This window comes from Hyalangium versicolor, assembly GCF_020103695.1.
In the GTDB taxonomy this organism is placed as follows: domain Bacteria; phylum Myxococcota; class Myxococcia; order Myxococcales; family Myxococcaceae; genus Hyalangium; species Hyalangium versicolor.
Genome location: NZ_JAHXBF010000009.1, coordinates 193,591 through 207,929, shown reverse-complemented (window position 1 = coordinate 207,929; position 14,339 = coordinate 193,591). Strand labels below are relative to the sequence as shown.

Genomic DNA, 14,339 nt, shown 5'->3' with positions numbered 1-14,339 from the left:
AGCCTGGCCTGACGCTTCAGTCCTTTGAGGTACGACGGGCGGCTCTCGATGAGGGGGCCGCCCGTTTCTATCAGGAGCAGGTGCGGACTCAGCTCTTCCGGATCCGTTCCTGAGCACGGAGCCACGAGGCGATGGCCCGCTCACATTCCTGGTACCGATCGAGCAAGGCGAAGTGGCCGCTGTCCACCTCGAAGTAGGTGGCGCGCGGGCCGGCCTGCCGCGCGTAGTCCCGCATGAGGCGCGCGGGCATCATCGAGTCGTTCCGGCCCTGGACGAGGAGCACGGGCACCCGTGGGGGCGGGGCATGCGGAGACGTGCCCGAGATGAGCACGAGCCCGCGGAGCTCAAGTCCCGAGCGGGAGACGCGCTCCGCGAGCACGCTGGCACCCACGCCTCCATTGGAGAGGCCCGAGAGGTACACCCGGCGGATGCCTCGGCGCGCGAGCCACTGGAGGGTGCGGTCCAGGGTCTGTTCTCCCTGAGGAGACCACCAATCGCCCTTGGGGCCCACGGAAGGGCAGACGGTGAGCGCCGAGATGGCGCCAGCGGCCCGGGAGAGCTGCCAGCAGTACACGGCGAAGTTCCCCGTGAAGCCGTGGAGCGACACGAAGGCCACATCGGAGGCCGTGCTGCGCTCTGGAGGGATGGCCACGGTGTCGAAGCTCTCGCGGGACTGGAGCCCGAGCCACGTGGCGATGGCCGGTGTGGCGAAGGCGCCCTCCGCCGCGTCGAGCCGGTCGAAGGCCCCTTGCAGCGCGGGGAGGGCCTCGCGCGCGTCCGAGCGGGGGAGCTGTCCGGTGAAGAGGAGGAGCTTCATCGCCACCAGCGTCCCGTCCCGCTCCGAGACGAGGCGGTTGACGAGGCGGTGGCCGTCGCCCGGCAGGTGGAGCGTGTCCAACCCGTTCCCGCGAGCGAACACCAACCGGGCCACCGCGACGAGCGCCATGAGGCCGAGCCCCACACGGGTCAGTCCCCGCCGCTGGCGCCAGGGCTTCGTGAGGAGCCCGGCCGAGGCCAGCGTCGCCCCCACGACATATCCCCAGCCCGAGAGGGAGGGGCCGAGCTCGAACGCCTCCACGAGCAGGATGGCGGTGATGGGGGCTACGAAGAGGCCCAGGAAGAAGGTGGCTTTCATGGGCCCATCCTGCGAGGCTCCGGCCACGCTGCGGGCCCCGGCTGCCCGAGCGGCTCGAAAAGCGCGGTGAGCGGCACCGGGTCCGCAGCGAACGGCACCTGCCCGTGATCGCTCTTGCGAAGGATCACTGACACGCGCTCGATTACTCGAAGAGTGTGGAATGACGCCTGGATGCACTCAAAGTGCAACGCGACTCGCGGAATTTCTCGCTCGTGGCGGAAGGAGTACTTGGATCTCGCCGTAAAATCCTGACGAGAACGAAACACCCCAAGGTGCACATTGCAGAGAGGGCCATGCAGCGTATGTTTCGGAGTCTCCGCGCCCCCGGAGGGCTGGCTCCGAGCGCGCGAGCACCTCTGCAGTGGAGGAGAACCCCCCTTTATGAAGATGCATCGATTGTTTCACGCTGCGCTGCTCGCGTCGGTCCTGGTGACCGCGGCCGCGTGTGGCGACTCCAAGCCCCCTGACGACACTCCGGATGCGGGTCAGCCGGACGGTGGTGGTAACCCTGATCCGATCCCCACGGATCCAAATGATCCGAACAACGCCATCAAGGACACCGACTGTGACGGCCTGAGCGACAAGGAAGAGTTCGAAACAATTTACGGTGGTGGCAGGAAGACGAACCCCGGTCTGGCGGACACCGATGGGGACGGGCTCCCCGACGGTCTCGAGGTCGGCGACGACCAGGCAGTCCCCGGCACCAATTGTGTCGTGACGAAGGATGAGAGCGCCTTCCTGAAGACCGATCCAACCCTGGCGGACACGGACGGCGACGGCCTGAAGGACGGCGTGGAGGACGCCAACAAGAACGGCAAGGTGGACTCCAATGAGACCAACCCCGTGCTCAAGGACTCCGACTGTGACGGGCTCATCGACGGTCCGACGGCCGGCGGAACCAAGGGCGAGGACCAGAACGCCAACGGCGTCAAGGACACTGGCGAGACGGATCCGCGCCTGGCGGACACGGACGGCGACGGCATCCTGGACGGCATCGAGTCGGGTGTCACCGTCAACCCCGATCCGACCACCTGCACCAACTTCAAGCCGGACGCCAACCCCAGCACCACCACGGATCCGACCAATTCGGACAGCGACGGTGACGGGGTGAACGACGGCGCCGAGGACACCAACCAGAACGGTGGCGTGGACAGCGGCGAGCTGAATCCCAACGACGGCGCGGATGCATCGGGCCCGGTGGGTCAGGTGTGCACCGAGAGCAAGCTGCGCCCCGTCTCCTTCAAGTCCGAGGACGGTCCGGACATCAAGCTGGCCCTGCCGCCCACCTTCCTGGACGCGGACGTGGTCCAGATCAAGTCCGGCAACGACGTGAAGGGCCTGGTGGGCTACGACAGCACCAACAAGGTGGCCTTCCTGGTCTACCGCCAGGCCGCGCCCACCAACGCCACCGACGCCAGCAAGGACGAAACGGCGCTGCGGACCACCATCGCGACGAAGGGCGCCCTCACCAACCCCACCGTCCAGCGCTTCCGGACCTGGGATGACAACGACGCGGCGCAGGCCTTCTATGATCAGGCGGGCGGGAGCACCGACCTCAAGGCTCGCACCAACGAGCTGGTGGACGCGCTGGTGCCCGGCAGCTCGGGGCGCCTGAGCTCCACGCCGGCGGGCATCTCCGGCAACTTCCGGTTGCAGTCGCTCTACGTCCACCGCTCCAACCAGAGCGTCGTGGTGCTCGTCGCGGTGACGCAGCTGAACTCCACCAACCCGGCCGCGGTGTTCTCCGCCAAGGACCTGTCGGATGGCTCGGCACTGGCCCAGTTCGGCGAGCCCACGGCCGTGCAGTGCGAGCGCTTCCAGCTCTCCACCTCGAAGGTGGACTTCCTCTTCGTGGTGGACGACAGCGGCTCGATGGGCAGCTCTCAGCAGGCGCTGGGTGTCGCCGCGCAGGCCGCCGTGGACGCGCTCAACAACACCTCGCTCGACTGGCGCATGGCGATGGTCAGCTCCAACTACCACTACCAGGAGAGCACCTCGAACCCGAACTACAACAAGCTGCGCAAGTTCACCCGCAACGTGAACACCGTGCGTGCGTGGCTCACGCAGGGCAGCACCTGCCAGAACAACGTCTGCAGCGGAGTGCCCACGACGCCGCAGACGGCCACCTGCAGCACCTCGGATACCAGCCAGGGCGCCAACAACGGCTGCTGGGTGAGCATCAGCGGCACTGGCGCCGAGGGCGTGCTGGGTTCGGCTCGCAAGGCCATCAACGACATGACCCCTGGCACGTCGGCGTCCGAGCCCGAGTCGGACACCAAGGCGCGCGCTGACGCCAGCCTGGTGGTCATCGTCCTGGGTGACGCGGACGACCAGACGAAGAACGCCACGACGTCCGTGAGCAACTGCGGCGCCGGAGGCACCGTGGACAAGCCAGGCTCCGAGTGCGAGGCCGTCGCGAACTTCGTCAACTTCTTCGGCAACGTGAGCTCCAACGCGACCCCGACCAACCCGACGAGCAAGCTCATCCCCGTGCACGCCATCGTGTGCCCGGAGGGGACGCGATGCGCTTGCGACGCCAATGGCAACAACTGCGAGTTCAATCCGCAGCCTGCCAACGGTGGGCAGCGTCACCGCGCGGTGGCGAGCGCCTCGGGTGGCGTGGTCGGCTCCATCACCGACCAGACCTCCATCAAGAACTCGGTGGATGCCATCATCTCCAGCGCCATCGGCAACGCGGGTTACAAGACCCTCAAGCCGCCCATCGGCGCCTCCATCAAGGTGGCGGTGGACAGCGTGAACAACGCGGCCAGCTGCAACAAGGACGACATCCCGCGCAGCACCATGAACGGGTTCGACTTCGACGGCCGCGCCCGGACGATCTCGCTGTTCGGCGCGTGCCGCCCGGCGAGCCAGACCTCGCAGGCCGCGGTGTCGTACCGCTACTGGATCAACTCGGTGAGCGATCCCAACGGCGGCGTGCCCTGCGAGGATGACCCGAACTACAGCCCGACCGAGCCGGACCACTGCGCCGGCCCGAAGCTGGAGTGCAACGGTGCGGGCAACCAGTGCGTCTGCAAGTCCAACTGTGGCAACACCTGCGGCGCCGGCACGCAGTGCGACATGAACACCTGCTCGTGCGAGATCATCATCGGCTAGCGGCCAGGGCGCTCCGGAGTTCGTCTCCGGGGCGCCACCCGCGGGCCGGTGCCCGGTGAGGGCCGCTCCTCTGCCCCGCTAGGTGGGGGAGTGGCCTCGCCAATCGGCGAAGCACTTGACGAAGAGACGGGCGATGCGGCGAGCCTCCGCCTCGTCGTCCGGGTAGTCGAGCTGCTGGTAGAAGCCCTTCATCCGCTCTACCCGGTGCAGCTCCAGCTCCGCCTCGAAGAGCGCCTGCCAGTGGGCGAGGAGCATCAGGCTGTAGCCCCGCTGCACGCTGTCGAGCTGCTCGCCGCCAAAGCCCCAGGCCTCGGAGGTGAAGCGGAAGTAGCGCTCGGCGAAGTGGAGCAGCCGCGGGCTGAACGTCTCCAGCCGCTGGAGGATGCGGGACGGACGGTCCAACTGCACGGCGCGCAGCATGCGAATCACGTAGTCCGGGAAGAAGAGCGTGTCCGCCACGGAGCGGCCCAGCCGGTGCGCGAGCGCCCGGTCCAGCTCCGCCACCGGGCCCGTCTCCGCCAGGGATTGCAGCGACAGGGTATCGAGCCCGAGCGTGTCCTGCACGAGCTGCACGGGCTGGCGCACGTTGCGCGCGTAGTCCTCCATGAAGCGCCGCAGCTCGACGAACTCGCTGTCGGCGATCTCCAGCAGCCCCGCCAGGCGGGAGAAGCGGCGCCGGATGGGAAGCGGGACGGACTCCGGGGACTTGTAGCCGAGGTCATGTTCGATCTCGGCCCAGGCGTGCTGGAGGATGGTGCGGATCTGGATCTCGAAGGGCCAGTCCCATTCGGCGTGGAGCGCGAGCAGCTCCGGCGGGGGATGGCAGATGTAGTGCAGCGAACGGTAGCCGAAGCTGTTCGGGTCCTGGCGCAGCCGCTTGTCCACCGAGCGATCGATGTCGACGCGGAACTGCTCTTCGATGAGCCGGGCCACCTGCTCGATGGAGTCCTCGAAGAAGACGATGATGCGCAGCCCGACCAGGTCGGTGAGATCCTCCAGGCGCTCGTAGATCTTGTCGGGCCGGGACAGCTTCCGGGCCAGGCTGGAGGGAGCCTTGACCCGGAAGCTGACGCCATGGACGTTCACTCCGCCGCGCTCGAGCACGCCCTGGAGGTGGGCATGCAGGGCCCGGCCGAGGGCTTCAAAGGTGGGCTGACGGTGGAGGTAGGCGTCGAGCAGATCCTGCTTGAGCATGCTCCACCCTTCTTGAGGCCTCGGACACCGCCATGCAAGCAACCTGAGGCAGCGCCTGTGTGGTTCCCCCACCTCGGCCTACCTCATCCAGAGGGGACTGCGCGGAAGCCGGACCCGGGGCAAGATCGAGGCATGTGCCGCAACATCAAGCTGCTCCATCACTTCGAGCCTCCTGCAACGAAGGAGGAGATTCGCGATTCGGCTCTGCAGTACGTCCGGAAGCTCACGGGGATGCAGGCTCCCTCGCGGGCCAACCGGGTGGCCTTCGAGCGCGCGGTGGATACCATCACCGCGACCATGACGCGGTTGCTGGACTCGCTCGAGGCGCATGGTCCACCCCGGACGCGCGAGGCGGAGAAGCTCAAGGCCGCCGAACGTGGACGCAAGCGGGAGGAGCAGATGCAGGCCCGCTTCCTGCGGAAGGTGATGCCCCCAGCCTCCACGTAGCCCCGAGCCGCGCGTGCCTGGTGGACGGGTAGGGGGGCTGCCTCCATGATGCGGCCTCCTCTCGTCGGGGGCTGTTCATGGAGCTGCGAATCCAGAAGCTGTCCAAGCGCTATCCCAATGGGACGCAGGCGCTGGCGGACGTGACGCTCGCGGTGAAGCCGGGGATGTTCGGGCTGCTCGGGCCCAATGGCGCGGGTAAGTCCACGCTCATGCGCACCCTGGCCACGCTCCAGGAAGCGGACAGCGGCAGCGCCACGCTCGGAGACGTCGACGTGCTGCGCGACAAGGACGCCGTGCGGCGGTTGCTCGGCTACCTGCCTCAAGACTTCGGCCTCTACCCCAAGGTCTCCGCGGAGGAGCTGCTGGAACACCTCGCGGTGCTCAAGGGCATCAGCCACGCCAAGGAGCGCAAGCAGGTCGTCTCGGCGCTGCTGAACCAAACGAATCTCCACGCCGCGCGCAAGAAGGCGTTGGGCAGCTTCTCGGGAGGCATGCGTCAGCGCTTCGGCATCGCCCAGGCCCTGCTGGGCAATCCCCGCCTGCTCATCGTGGACGAGCCCACCGCCGGCCTTGATCCCGAGGAGCGCGTGCGCTTCCACAACCTGCTCTCGGACATCGGCCGGGATGTCGTGGTCATCCTCTCCACGCACATCGTCTCGGATGTGCACGAGCTGTGCTCGCAGATGGCCGTGCTCGACAAGGGCCGGGTGCTGCTCACCGGCGAGCCTCAGGCCATCATCTCCCGGCTGACCGGCCGCATCTGGCGGCGCTTCGTGGAGAAGACGGAGCTGGCCACCGTTCAGGCCGAGCACCGCGTCATCTCCACCCGGCTGGTGATGGGGCGCACGCGCGTGCACGTCTACGGAGAGTCCTCACCGGGCGCGGGCTTCGAGCCGGTGGAGCCGGATCTCGAGGACGCCTACTTCGCCACCATCAAGGGCCACGTGCAGGACGCGCCGCCGCCCACCACCCAGGCCGTGGGCTGAGGAGAGAGCCATGCTCGCCATCGCCCTCTTCGAGCTGCGCCGCCGGCTGAAGATGCTGTCCACCTGGGTGTACTTCGGCGTCTACCTGGCGCTCGGCTTCATCACCATGAACGCGGCGGGTGGAGCCTGGGAGAGCGTCGTCTTCAGCGCGGGCGGTGGTGGCAAGGTGCTCGCCAACTCGCCGCACTCGCTCTCGATGATGCTGGCCTTCCTGGGCTACACCGGCGTCATCATCTCCGGTGGGGTGATGGGCCAGGCCGTGTACCAGGACTTCGCCACCGGCTCGCACACGCTCTTCTTCACCGCGCCCATCTCCAAGGCTCAGTACCTCTTCGGCCGCTTCCTGGGCGCCCTCCTCGTCCTGGTCGTCATCTTTTCGAGCCTCGCGGTGGGCACCTTCGTGGGCAGCCACATGCCCTGGCTCCAGAAGCACCTGGTGGGGCCCACCCTGCCTGGGGCCTATCTGCGGCCGTACCTGGTGAGCGTGCTGCCCAACCTCTTCATCACCGGCGCGATCTTCTTCTCGTTGGCCGCGCTCACCCGGCGCATCCTCCCGGTCTACGTCTCCAGCGTGGTGCTCTTCGTCGGCTACCTCATCGGCGGCAACCTGCTGAAAGAGCTGGACACGAAGTGGATCGCCGCGCTGATCGATCCCTTCGGCATCAGCGCGCAGGGCCTGGTGAGCCAGTACTGGACGGTGACGGAGAAGAACACCCAGCTCCTGCCCCTGGAGGGCTGGTTCCTCGTCAACCGGCTCGCGTGGATGGGCCTCGGCGCCGCGGTGCTCGCCTTCACCTTCCTGCGCTTCCGGCGAGTCCATGCGCTCGATGTGCGCGGTCCGAAGGAGCACGCCACTTCCTCCGAGCCCGCGCTCTCCGAGTCCCTCGCCCTGTCCGCGCCGCTCCACCGGGACTTCCGGGGTGCCACCTTCCTCCGCCTGCTGCCTCGGCTGGTGCGGCTGGACCTGAAGGAGACGGTGAAGAACGTCTACTTCGTGGTGATGGTGCTCGCGGGCGTGCTCTTCGTCCTCATCACCTCGCGCTCGATGGGGAGCCTGTACGGCACGAACACCTGGCCGGTGACGTACATGGTGCTGGGGCTGGTGGGGGGCACCTTCTCCCTCTTCCACATCATCATCATCACCTTCTACTCGGGCGAGCTCATCTGGCGAGAGCGGGACGCGCAGATGAGCGGCATCATGGACGCGCTGCCCACTCCCGGGTGGCTGCCGTACCTCTCCAAGCTGCTGGCCCTCATGGGCGTGCAGTTGTTGCTCACCTGCGTCGTGCTCGTCTGTGGGCTCATCGTCCAGAGCACCCGCGGCTACTTCCACTTCGAGCTCGGCCTCTACGTGCGGGAGCTCTTCGGCATGCGGCTGCTGGATCTGCTGGCGCTCTGCGTGCTCACGGTGCTCATCCACGTGGCGGTCAACCACAAGTACGTGGGCCACTTCATCGTGGTGCTCTATCTCATCGTCAGCCAGTTCGCCTCGCAGTTCGGCTTCGAGCACAACCTGTACAACTACGGCTCGTCCCCTCCGTACATGTACTCGGACATGAACGGCTTCGGGCCCTTCCTCCGGCCGTTCTATTGGTTCAAGGCGTACTGGGCGCTGGGCGCCATCGTGCTCGCGCTGGGAGCCCACCTGCTCTGGGTGCGTGGCGCGGAGGAGGGCTTCTCCTGGCGCCTGCGGACGGCGCGGACCCGGTTGTCCCTCCCCGTGCGCGCCGGGCTCGCGGTGTCCTTGGTGGGTTTCGCGATCGTAGGCGCCTGGATCTTCCACAACACCAACCGTCTCAACCGCTATGCCACCGAGCGCGAGCTCCAGGCCGAGAGCGCCGACTACGAGCGGAAGTACAAGGCGCTCACCGCCGAGCCCCAGCCGCGCATCGTCGCGGTGCAGGTGAACACCGACATCTTCCCCCAGGAGCCGCGCATCCGCTTCCACGGCAGCTACGGCCTGGAGAACCGCTCGGGTAAGCCGGTGACGGTGGTCTACGTGAACCTCCCGCACGTCACGGAGCTCACGGTGCACCGGCTCTCCGTTGCCGGCGTGGAGGCTCCGAGCGAGCAGGACACGCGGCTCGGCCTCTCCACCTTCCGCCTGCCCCAGCCGCTCGAGCCAGGCGCCAAGGCGACGCTGGAGTTCGATCTCGAATACATCTCGCGCGGCTTCAAGAACGGGGAGCAGGAAACCCACGTGGTGGAGAACGGCACTTTCATCAACAACAGCGTCCTGCCCCATCTGGGCTACCAGGCCAATACCGAGCTCGACGACGAGGACACGCGCCGCCGCTTGGGGCTGCCTCCCCGGGCGCGCATGGCGGACGTGAACGATCTGAACGCCCGGATGAACACGTACATCAACTCGGACGCGGACTGGGTGACGTTCGACGCCACCGTCAGCACCACCCCGGATCAGATCGCGCTCGCGCCCGGCTACCTGGAGCGGGAGTGGACCGAGAATGGCCGCCGCTACTTCCACTACAAGATGGACCGGCCCATCCTGGGCTTCTTCTCGTTCCTCTCCGCGCGCTGGCAGGTGCGCCGCGACAAGTGGAACGATGTGAACATCGAGGTCTATTACCACCCCGGCCACGAGTACAACGTGGAGCGGATGGTGGACGCGGTGAAGGCCTCGCTGGACTACTACACGCGCGCCTTCAGCCCGTATCAGCACCATCAGGTGCGCATCCTCGAGTTCCCCCGCTACGCGACCTTCGCCCAGTCCTTCCCCAACACCATTCCCTACTCGGAGAGCATCGGCTTCATCGCCCGGGTGGATCCGGACGATCCCAAGGATGTGGACTACCCCTACTACGTCACCGCGCACGAGGTGGCCCACCAGTGGTGGGCGCATCAGGTGATCAGCGGCAATGTGCAGGGCGCCACGCTCCTGTCGGAGACGCTGTCCCAGTACTCGGCGCTGATGGTGATGAAGCGCAAGTACGGCGCGGAGCGCATGGGCCGCTTCCTGCGCTACGAGCTGGACAAATACCTCCGGCAGCGCAGCTTCGAGCGCGAGAAGGAGATGCCGCTGGAGCGCGTCGAGCAGCAGAACTACGTCCACTACAACAAGGGCAGCCTCATCATGTACGCGCTGCAGGACTACATCGGCGAGGACAAGGTGAACGAGGCCCTCGCCAACTTCCTGCGCAAGACGGCCTACCAGCAGCCGCCCTTCACGCACTCGCCAGAGTTGATCGCCGAGCTGCGCGCGGTGACGCCCGAGCACCTGCGCTACCTCATCCATGACTTCTTCGAGCGCATCACCCTCTACGAGAACCACGCCGTCACCGCCACGGCCACCGCGCTGCCGAACGGGCACTTCGAGGTGAAGCTCACCGCGAAGGCGCGCAAGGTGGAGGCGGATGGCCTGGGCCAGGAGAAGGAATTGCCGCTCGATGACTGGGTGGACGTGGGCGTGCTGGACAAGGACGGCAAGCCGCTCTTCCTGGAGAAGCGCCGCATCCAGCAGGAGGACGTCACCTTCACCGTGGAGGTGGACCAGCGCCCCGCGAAGGCGGGCCTGGACCCGCTCTACAAGCTCATCGATCGCAAGCCCGAGGACAACACCGTCACGGTCGAGTTCCCCTGAGGGATTGGAGGCTATCGGGAGCGCTCGTAGATGATGCCGTCCTCCGTGGTGGCGAAGGTTCGCTGTCCGGGCACGGCGCCCATGTCGATGATGTGGCCGGGCAGGGACTCCTGCTCCGTCCACTGCTTCCCATCGAAGTGATACATGCGCGTGTGGTCGTTCCGGAGCTGCCCTGCGGCCAGCCACAGGTCCTCCGGTCCCGTGCCGGCGATGGGAGTCTTGTTGTAGGTATCCTGGAACTCGCCGGTACGCTGGAAGGTGCTCCCATCCCAGCGCAGCGCCCACGTCGTGGGTGTATCGCCCTTGCGATAATCCAACACCCAGACGTTCGAACGGGACGTGCCGAAGATGCGCGTGAAGGAGTGGCCGGGCTCCGCGTACACGCGCGTCCAGCGCTGGCCGTCCCAGTGCCAGGCGACTCCCACGGCGTCCTCGCAGCCCTCGCAGGAGGCGGTGCCCTCTGGAGGCGGGCTCCACCCCACCGCCCACACGTCATCCGGGCCACTGCCCCACATGTCCTCGAGCTGATCCGTGCCCAGCTCGAGCACCTGGACCCAGCTGGTCCCGCTCCAGCGCCACAGCTTCTCGGGGAGCGTTTCCCGGCTCACGACGAACACATTGTCGGGGCCGAGCGCCCAGCCCGCCACCACCCCCATGGAGACCGGACTGCTGCCGAGCCACTGCTGGCCGTCCCAATGGTAGAGCCCCGAGCCGGAGGAGATCGCCCAGACATCCTCCGGTGAGGTGCCGAAGGGCTCGAAGAGCGAAGTGTACTGGAGCGTGGAGGGGCTTCCGCTCCAGCGCTGTCCGTCGAACCGGAGGATGGAGCCGTTGGAGCCCACGCCCCAGGTGCTCCCCGTGAGGGCCCTGCCCAACGTGGGATGACCGAGCCGTGTCGCCGCCGTGAGAGTCCACGTCTGCCCATTGAAGCGGGTGAGCCCGTTCCACTGGCTGTGGCCGAACAACTGGCCCGAGCGCGTGCCCCACAGCAAATCCTGAGGCGTCTTCTGGCAGATGCGGTTCCACTTCTGGCCATCCCAGTGCGCACGCTCGGAGATGTAAGAGAACCCCAGGGCGTGCGAGCCCACGACCCATACGTCGTCCGGACCGCTCGCCCAGACGTCCCGTGCCTCCTGGACGCCGCAGTCCATCCTGCTCCAGGCCTTGCCGTTCCAGCGCTGGCACACGGAGCCGCCCGCCGCCACCACGTCATTCGGCCCGATGGCCCAAAGGCGCGTCCTGCGGATGACGATGTCCTCGTCCGGGTCCACCGGGAGGCTCGTCCAGCCCAGCGCCTCGCGCAGGCGCGTCCCATCCCAGTGCAGCGCGACGCGGGGGCCCACCAGCCACACGTCATCGGCGGAGGTGCCGGAGATCCCCGTCAGGACTTCCGAGGTGGGAGCCGGGATGCGCCGCCACGTGGCTCCGTTCCATCGCAGGAGGGTGCCCGCGGCGCCTGCGGCCCAGACATCGTTCGGAGCCGCGCCCCACACGGCGCGCAGCGGCTCGGGCGAGGGCAGGGCCACCTGCGTCCAGAGCTTCCCATTCCAGTGCAGCGCCACGCCATGCTGCTGGCCGCCCACGGCCCAGGCGTCGGTCTCCGAGAAGCCCCAGAGCTCCTCCACGTCATTGCCCATGTAGCTGTTGTTCGAACACCAGCCGCCGAAGCACTCGCGCATGCCCTGGATGCCGCCGCTGACCGGCTCTTGGCGCTCGCGGCCCTCCAGCGCGGTGCAGGTGGACACCTGCGGTGGGGTGGCGCAGTGGTTGGGAGTGCCTCCGCCGCCGCAGGTCTGGTCTCCGGAGCACCCGCCACAGTCCAACGGGTTGCCACAACTGTCGGTGATGACGCCGCACCCGTACTTGCCGAGGACGTCGAAGCACGTCTGTGGCTCGCAGGTGCTGGAAGGAGGAGGCGCCGGTTGCTCAGGCGTGGCGGCGGGAGGCGTCGTCGGCGGCGGCTGGAACGAGCTCGGGCCCGCCTCGGTGTCGGATCGACTGCAACCGAACAGCACTCCCCACAACACCACGAACCACAGCCGCCACCGCATACCCACGCTCCCGTCGTCCCCGTGGAGGGAAGGTAAGTCCCCTTGCTCCAGATGGGAGGCTTGGGGTTCACCACAGGACGAATCGCGAGTCCTTCCAGATACGCTGAACCCCCCTCGCGAGGAGATGCCCGCTCACCATGAAGAACCTGCTCCGTTGTGCCTGGATGGCGTTGACGATCTCGACCTGGGGATTAGGGTGCCATGACGATCCCCCGAGCCCGTCGCCCGACGCGGGGACTCCGGACTCCGGTACGCCGGACTCCGGTACGCCGGACTCCGGCTCTGAGTGGGACGGCACCTATGTCCCGCTCGAGGAGAATGGCGACAATTTCGACACCGGCCCCTTCGCTTCCTGCACCCGGATCCTCATGGATGATGCGGGTGTGGCCGTGCCCTGTGGCAGCCCGGAGTCGTTCGATTTGTCCACCTGCAACCGGAGCACGCTCTCGCAAGTGTCACCGGATGGTATCTACTCCGTGCTGGAGCGCCCCAACGAATCCTTCGAGTTCATCGGCTTCCTCTCCAGCGGCTTCAAGATCTCCACGACGGGGGAGGCGGAGACGGCCAATACCTATCCCCTGCGTCAGAAGCAGGTGGACAGCCAGACGCTGTACGTGTCCAGCCAGCGCACGGCCTTGGACGGTGGCACCTTGCTCTATGCCTTCGCGGGCTGCGAGGCCCAGAGCGCATCGCATCTCACGGGCTGCTATCAGACGTGCACCAATGGGGGGCAGCGGCGCACGTTCGGCAGCTTCGATGCCGTGCGCACGCAGCGGTTCGGCGAGCCCGAGAGCTCCGGTATCGAACTCGTCTCGGAGCAGCTGGTGACACTGGGAACGCCCGTGGATGTCTACGTGACGAAGGCCCATGCCTATGTCGTCTCCACCGACTTCGGGCCGACGGTCGACGGGGGGCTCACCGTGTTCGATGTGAGCGACAAGGCCCATCCTGTCCTCAAGAAGGTCGTGACGCTGGCGGGCGATGTCTACTGGAACTCGGTGTGGGCCAAGGGCGACGCCCTCTACATCGGCAGCGGCAACCACGGCGTGCTCGTCTATGACATCTCCAACCCCGCAGACCCGCAGATGGTGCGCGGCGTGCCGGGGGACACCTTCGACGTGCACACCCTCTTCGTGGACGGCAACCGGTTGTACGCCCAGTCCACGAGCGCCAACCAGGAGCTCATCTTCGACGTGAGCAGCCCTTTGAACCCGGTGCTGCTCAACCGCTACACGGTGCCCACCGATGAGAACGGGTTTGGCTACCCGCACGATGCGTTCGCCTACCAGAACCGCCTCTACATCAACCAGATGGGCCAGGGGTACTACGTGCTGGACGTGACGGACGCGTTCAATCCCGTGCCCCTCGGCTCGTACACGTACGATGCGCAGATCGGCAACCTCACCCACGCCAACGCGGTGGGTACCTTCGCGGGGAAGACCATCGCCTTCGAGGGCAGCGAGAACACCAACGCCCACCTGCGCGTGCTGGATGTCTCGGATCCGGCCCACATCGTGAAGATCGGCGAGTACTCGATGCGGCCGCACACCTCCATCCACAACATGATCCTGAAGGACAAGCGGCTGTACGTGGCCTGGTACGCCGAGGGCCTGCGCGTGCTGGACGTCTCCAATCCCACCCAGCCCCGGCAGATCGCCTATGCCAACACGTTCCGGGACTCGGACCCGGGTCGGCTCGAGGGCCTCTTCGCCGGGGCCATCGGCATCCGCGTGCCCGGTGACGGCTACGTCTACCTGGTGGACATGACGCGCGGCCTGCTCATCTTCCGCGAGCCCTGATCCCGCCGTTGG

8 protein-coding genes are annotated in these 14,339 nt (G+C 67.1%); 5 read left to right on the top strand and 3 right to left on the bottom strand.

Annotated features, from left to right (window positions below; all coding sequences use genetic code 11):
* Nucleotides 1-88: 88 nt before the first annotated feature.
* The gene (locus KY501_RS20275) at nucleotides 89-1,135 is read right to left on the bottom strand and encodes an alpha/beta hydrolase (RefSeq protein WP_224364855.1); all 1,047 of its coding nucleotides are present in this window, start codon (nucleotides 1,133-1,135) and stop codon (nucleotides 89-91) included.
* 381 nt (nucleotides 1,136-1,516) lie between these two features.
* Here KY501_RS20275 and cglD point away from each other — a divergent pair, with 381 nt between their 5' ends.
* Nucleotides 1,517-4,252 (top strand): adventurous gliding motility lipoprotein CglD, encoded by a 2,736-nt coding sequence (gene cglD / locus KY501_RS20270; protein WP_224364854.1) that lies wholly within the window; start codon nucleotides 1,517-1,519, stop codon nucleotides 4,250-4,252.
* 78 nt (nucleotides 4,253-4,330) lie between these two features.
* Here cglD and KY501_RS20265 read toward each other — a convergent pair whose 3' ends face one another.
* The gene (locus KY501_RS20265; RefSeq protein ID WP_224364853.1) at nucleotides 4,331-5,446 is read right to left on the bottom strand and encodes a GTP pyrophosphokinase; all 1,116 of its coding nucleotides are present in this window, start codon (nucleotides 5,444-5,446) and stop codon (nucleotides 4,331-4,333) included.
* Nucleotides 5,447-5,578: 132 nt separating this feature from the next.
* Between KY501_RS20265 and KY501_RS20260 the strand changes: the two genes are divergently transcribed.
* From KY501_RS20260 to KY501_RS20250, 3 genes are all read left to right on the top strand, one after another.
* Nucleotides 5,579-5,893: a DUF2277 domain-containing protein gene (locus KY501_RS20260; protein WP_224364852.1), complete on the top strand. Its 315-nt coding sequence runs from the start codon at nucleotides 5,579-5,581 to the stop codon at nucleotides 5,891-5,893.
* Between the two features lie 77 nt (nucleotides 5,894-5,970).
* Entirely contained in the window at nucleotides 5,971-6,879 is a 909-nt protein-coding gene (locus KY501_RS20255) for an ABC transporter ATP-binding protein (RefSeq protein ID WP_224364851.1), read from the top strand.
* Between the two features lie 10 nt (nucleotides 6,880-6,889).
* Nucleotides 6,890-10,477: an ABC transporter permease/M1 family aminopeptidase gene (locus tag KY501_RS20250; RefSeq protein ID WP_224364850.1), complete on the top strand. Its 3,588-nt coding sequence runs from the start codon at nucleotides 6,890-6,892 to the stop codon at nucleotides 10,475-10,477.
* An 11-nt stretch (nucleotides 10,478-10,488) separates the two neighbouring features.
* Here KY501_RS20250 and KY501_RS20245 read toward each other — a convergent pair whose 3' ends face one another.
* A complete protein-coding gene (locus KY501_RS20245; protein WP_224364849.1) occupies nucleotides 10,489-12,528 on the bottom strand; it encodes a WD40/YVTN/BNR-like repeat-containing protein in 2,040 nt (679 codons plus the stop codon).
* A gap of 137 nt (nucleotides 12,529-12,665) precedes the next feature.
* On the opposite strand from KY501_RS20245, the gene KY501_RS20240 reads away from it, so the two are divergent.
* Nucleotides 12,666-14,327 carry an LVIVD repeat-containing protein gene (locus KY501_RS20240; RefSeq protein ID WP_224364848.1) on the top strand — a complete coding sequence of 554 codons (1,662 nt, stop codon included), beginning with the start codon at nucleotides 12,666-12,668 and terminating at the stop codon, nucleotides 14,325-14,327.
* Nucleotides 14,328-14,339 lie beyond the last annotated feature (12 nt).

Excerpts from the sequence above, each read along its gene's own strand:
- KY501_RS20240 (WP_224364848.1), top strand. The coding sequence starts at position 12,666 with ATGAAGAACCTGCTCCGTTGTGCCTGGATGGCGTTGACGATCTCGACC.
- KY501_RS20245 (WP_224364849.1), bottom strand. The coding sequence starts at position 12,528 with ATGCGGTGGCGGCTGTGGTTCGTGGTGTTGTGGGGAGTGCTGTTCGGT.
- KY501_RS20250 (WP_224364850.1), top strand. The coding sequence starts at position 6,890 with ATGCTCGCCATCGCCCTCTTCGAGCTGCGCCGCCGGCTGAAGATGCTG.
- KY501_RS20275 (WP_224364855.1), bottom strand. The coding sequence starts at position 1,135 with ATGAAAGCCACCTTCTTCCTGGGCCTCTTCGTAGCCCCCATCACCGCC.
- KY501_RS20260 (WP_224364852.1), top strand. The coding sequence starts at position 5,579 with ATGTGCCGCAACATCAAGCTGCTCCATCACTTCGAGCCTCCTGCAACG.
- cglD (WP_224364854.1), top strand. The coding sequence starts at position 1,517 with ATGAAGATGCATCGATTGTTTCACGCTGCGCTGCTCGCGTCGGTCCTG.
- KY501_RS20265 (WP_224364853.1), bottom strand. The coding sequence starts at position 5,446 with ATGCTCAAGCAGGATCTGCTCGACGCCTACCTCCACCGTCAGCCCACC.
- KY501_RS20255 (WP_224364851.1), top strand. The coding sequence starts at position 5,971 with ATGGAGCTGCGAATCCAGAAGCTGTCCAAGCGCTATCCCAATGGGACG.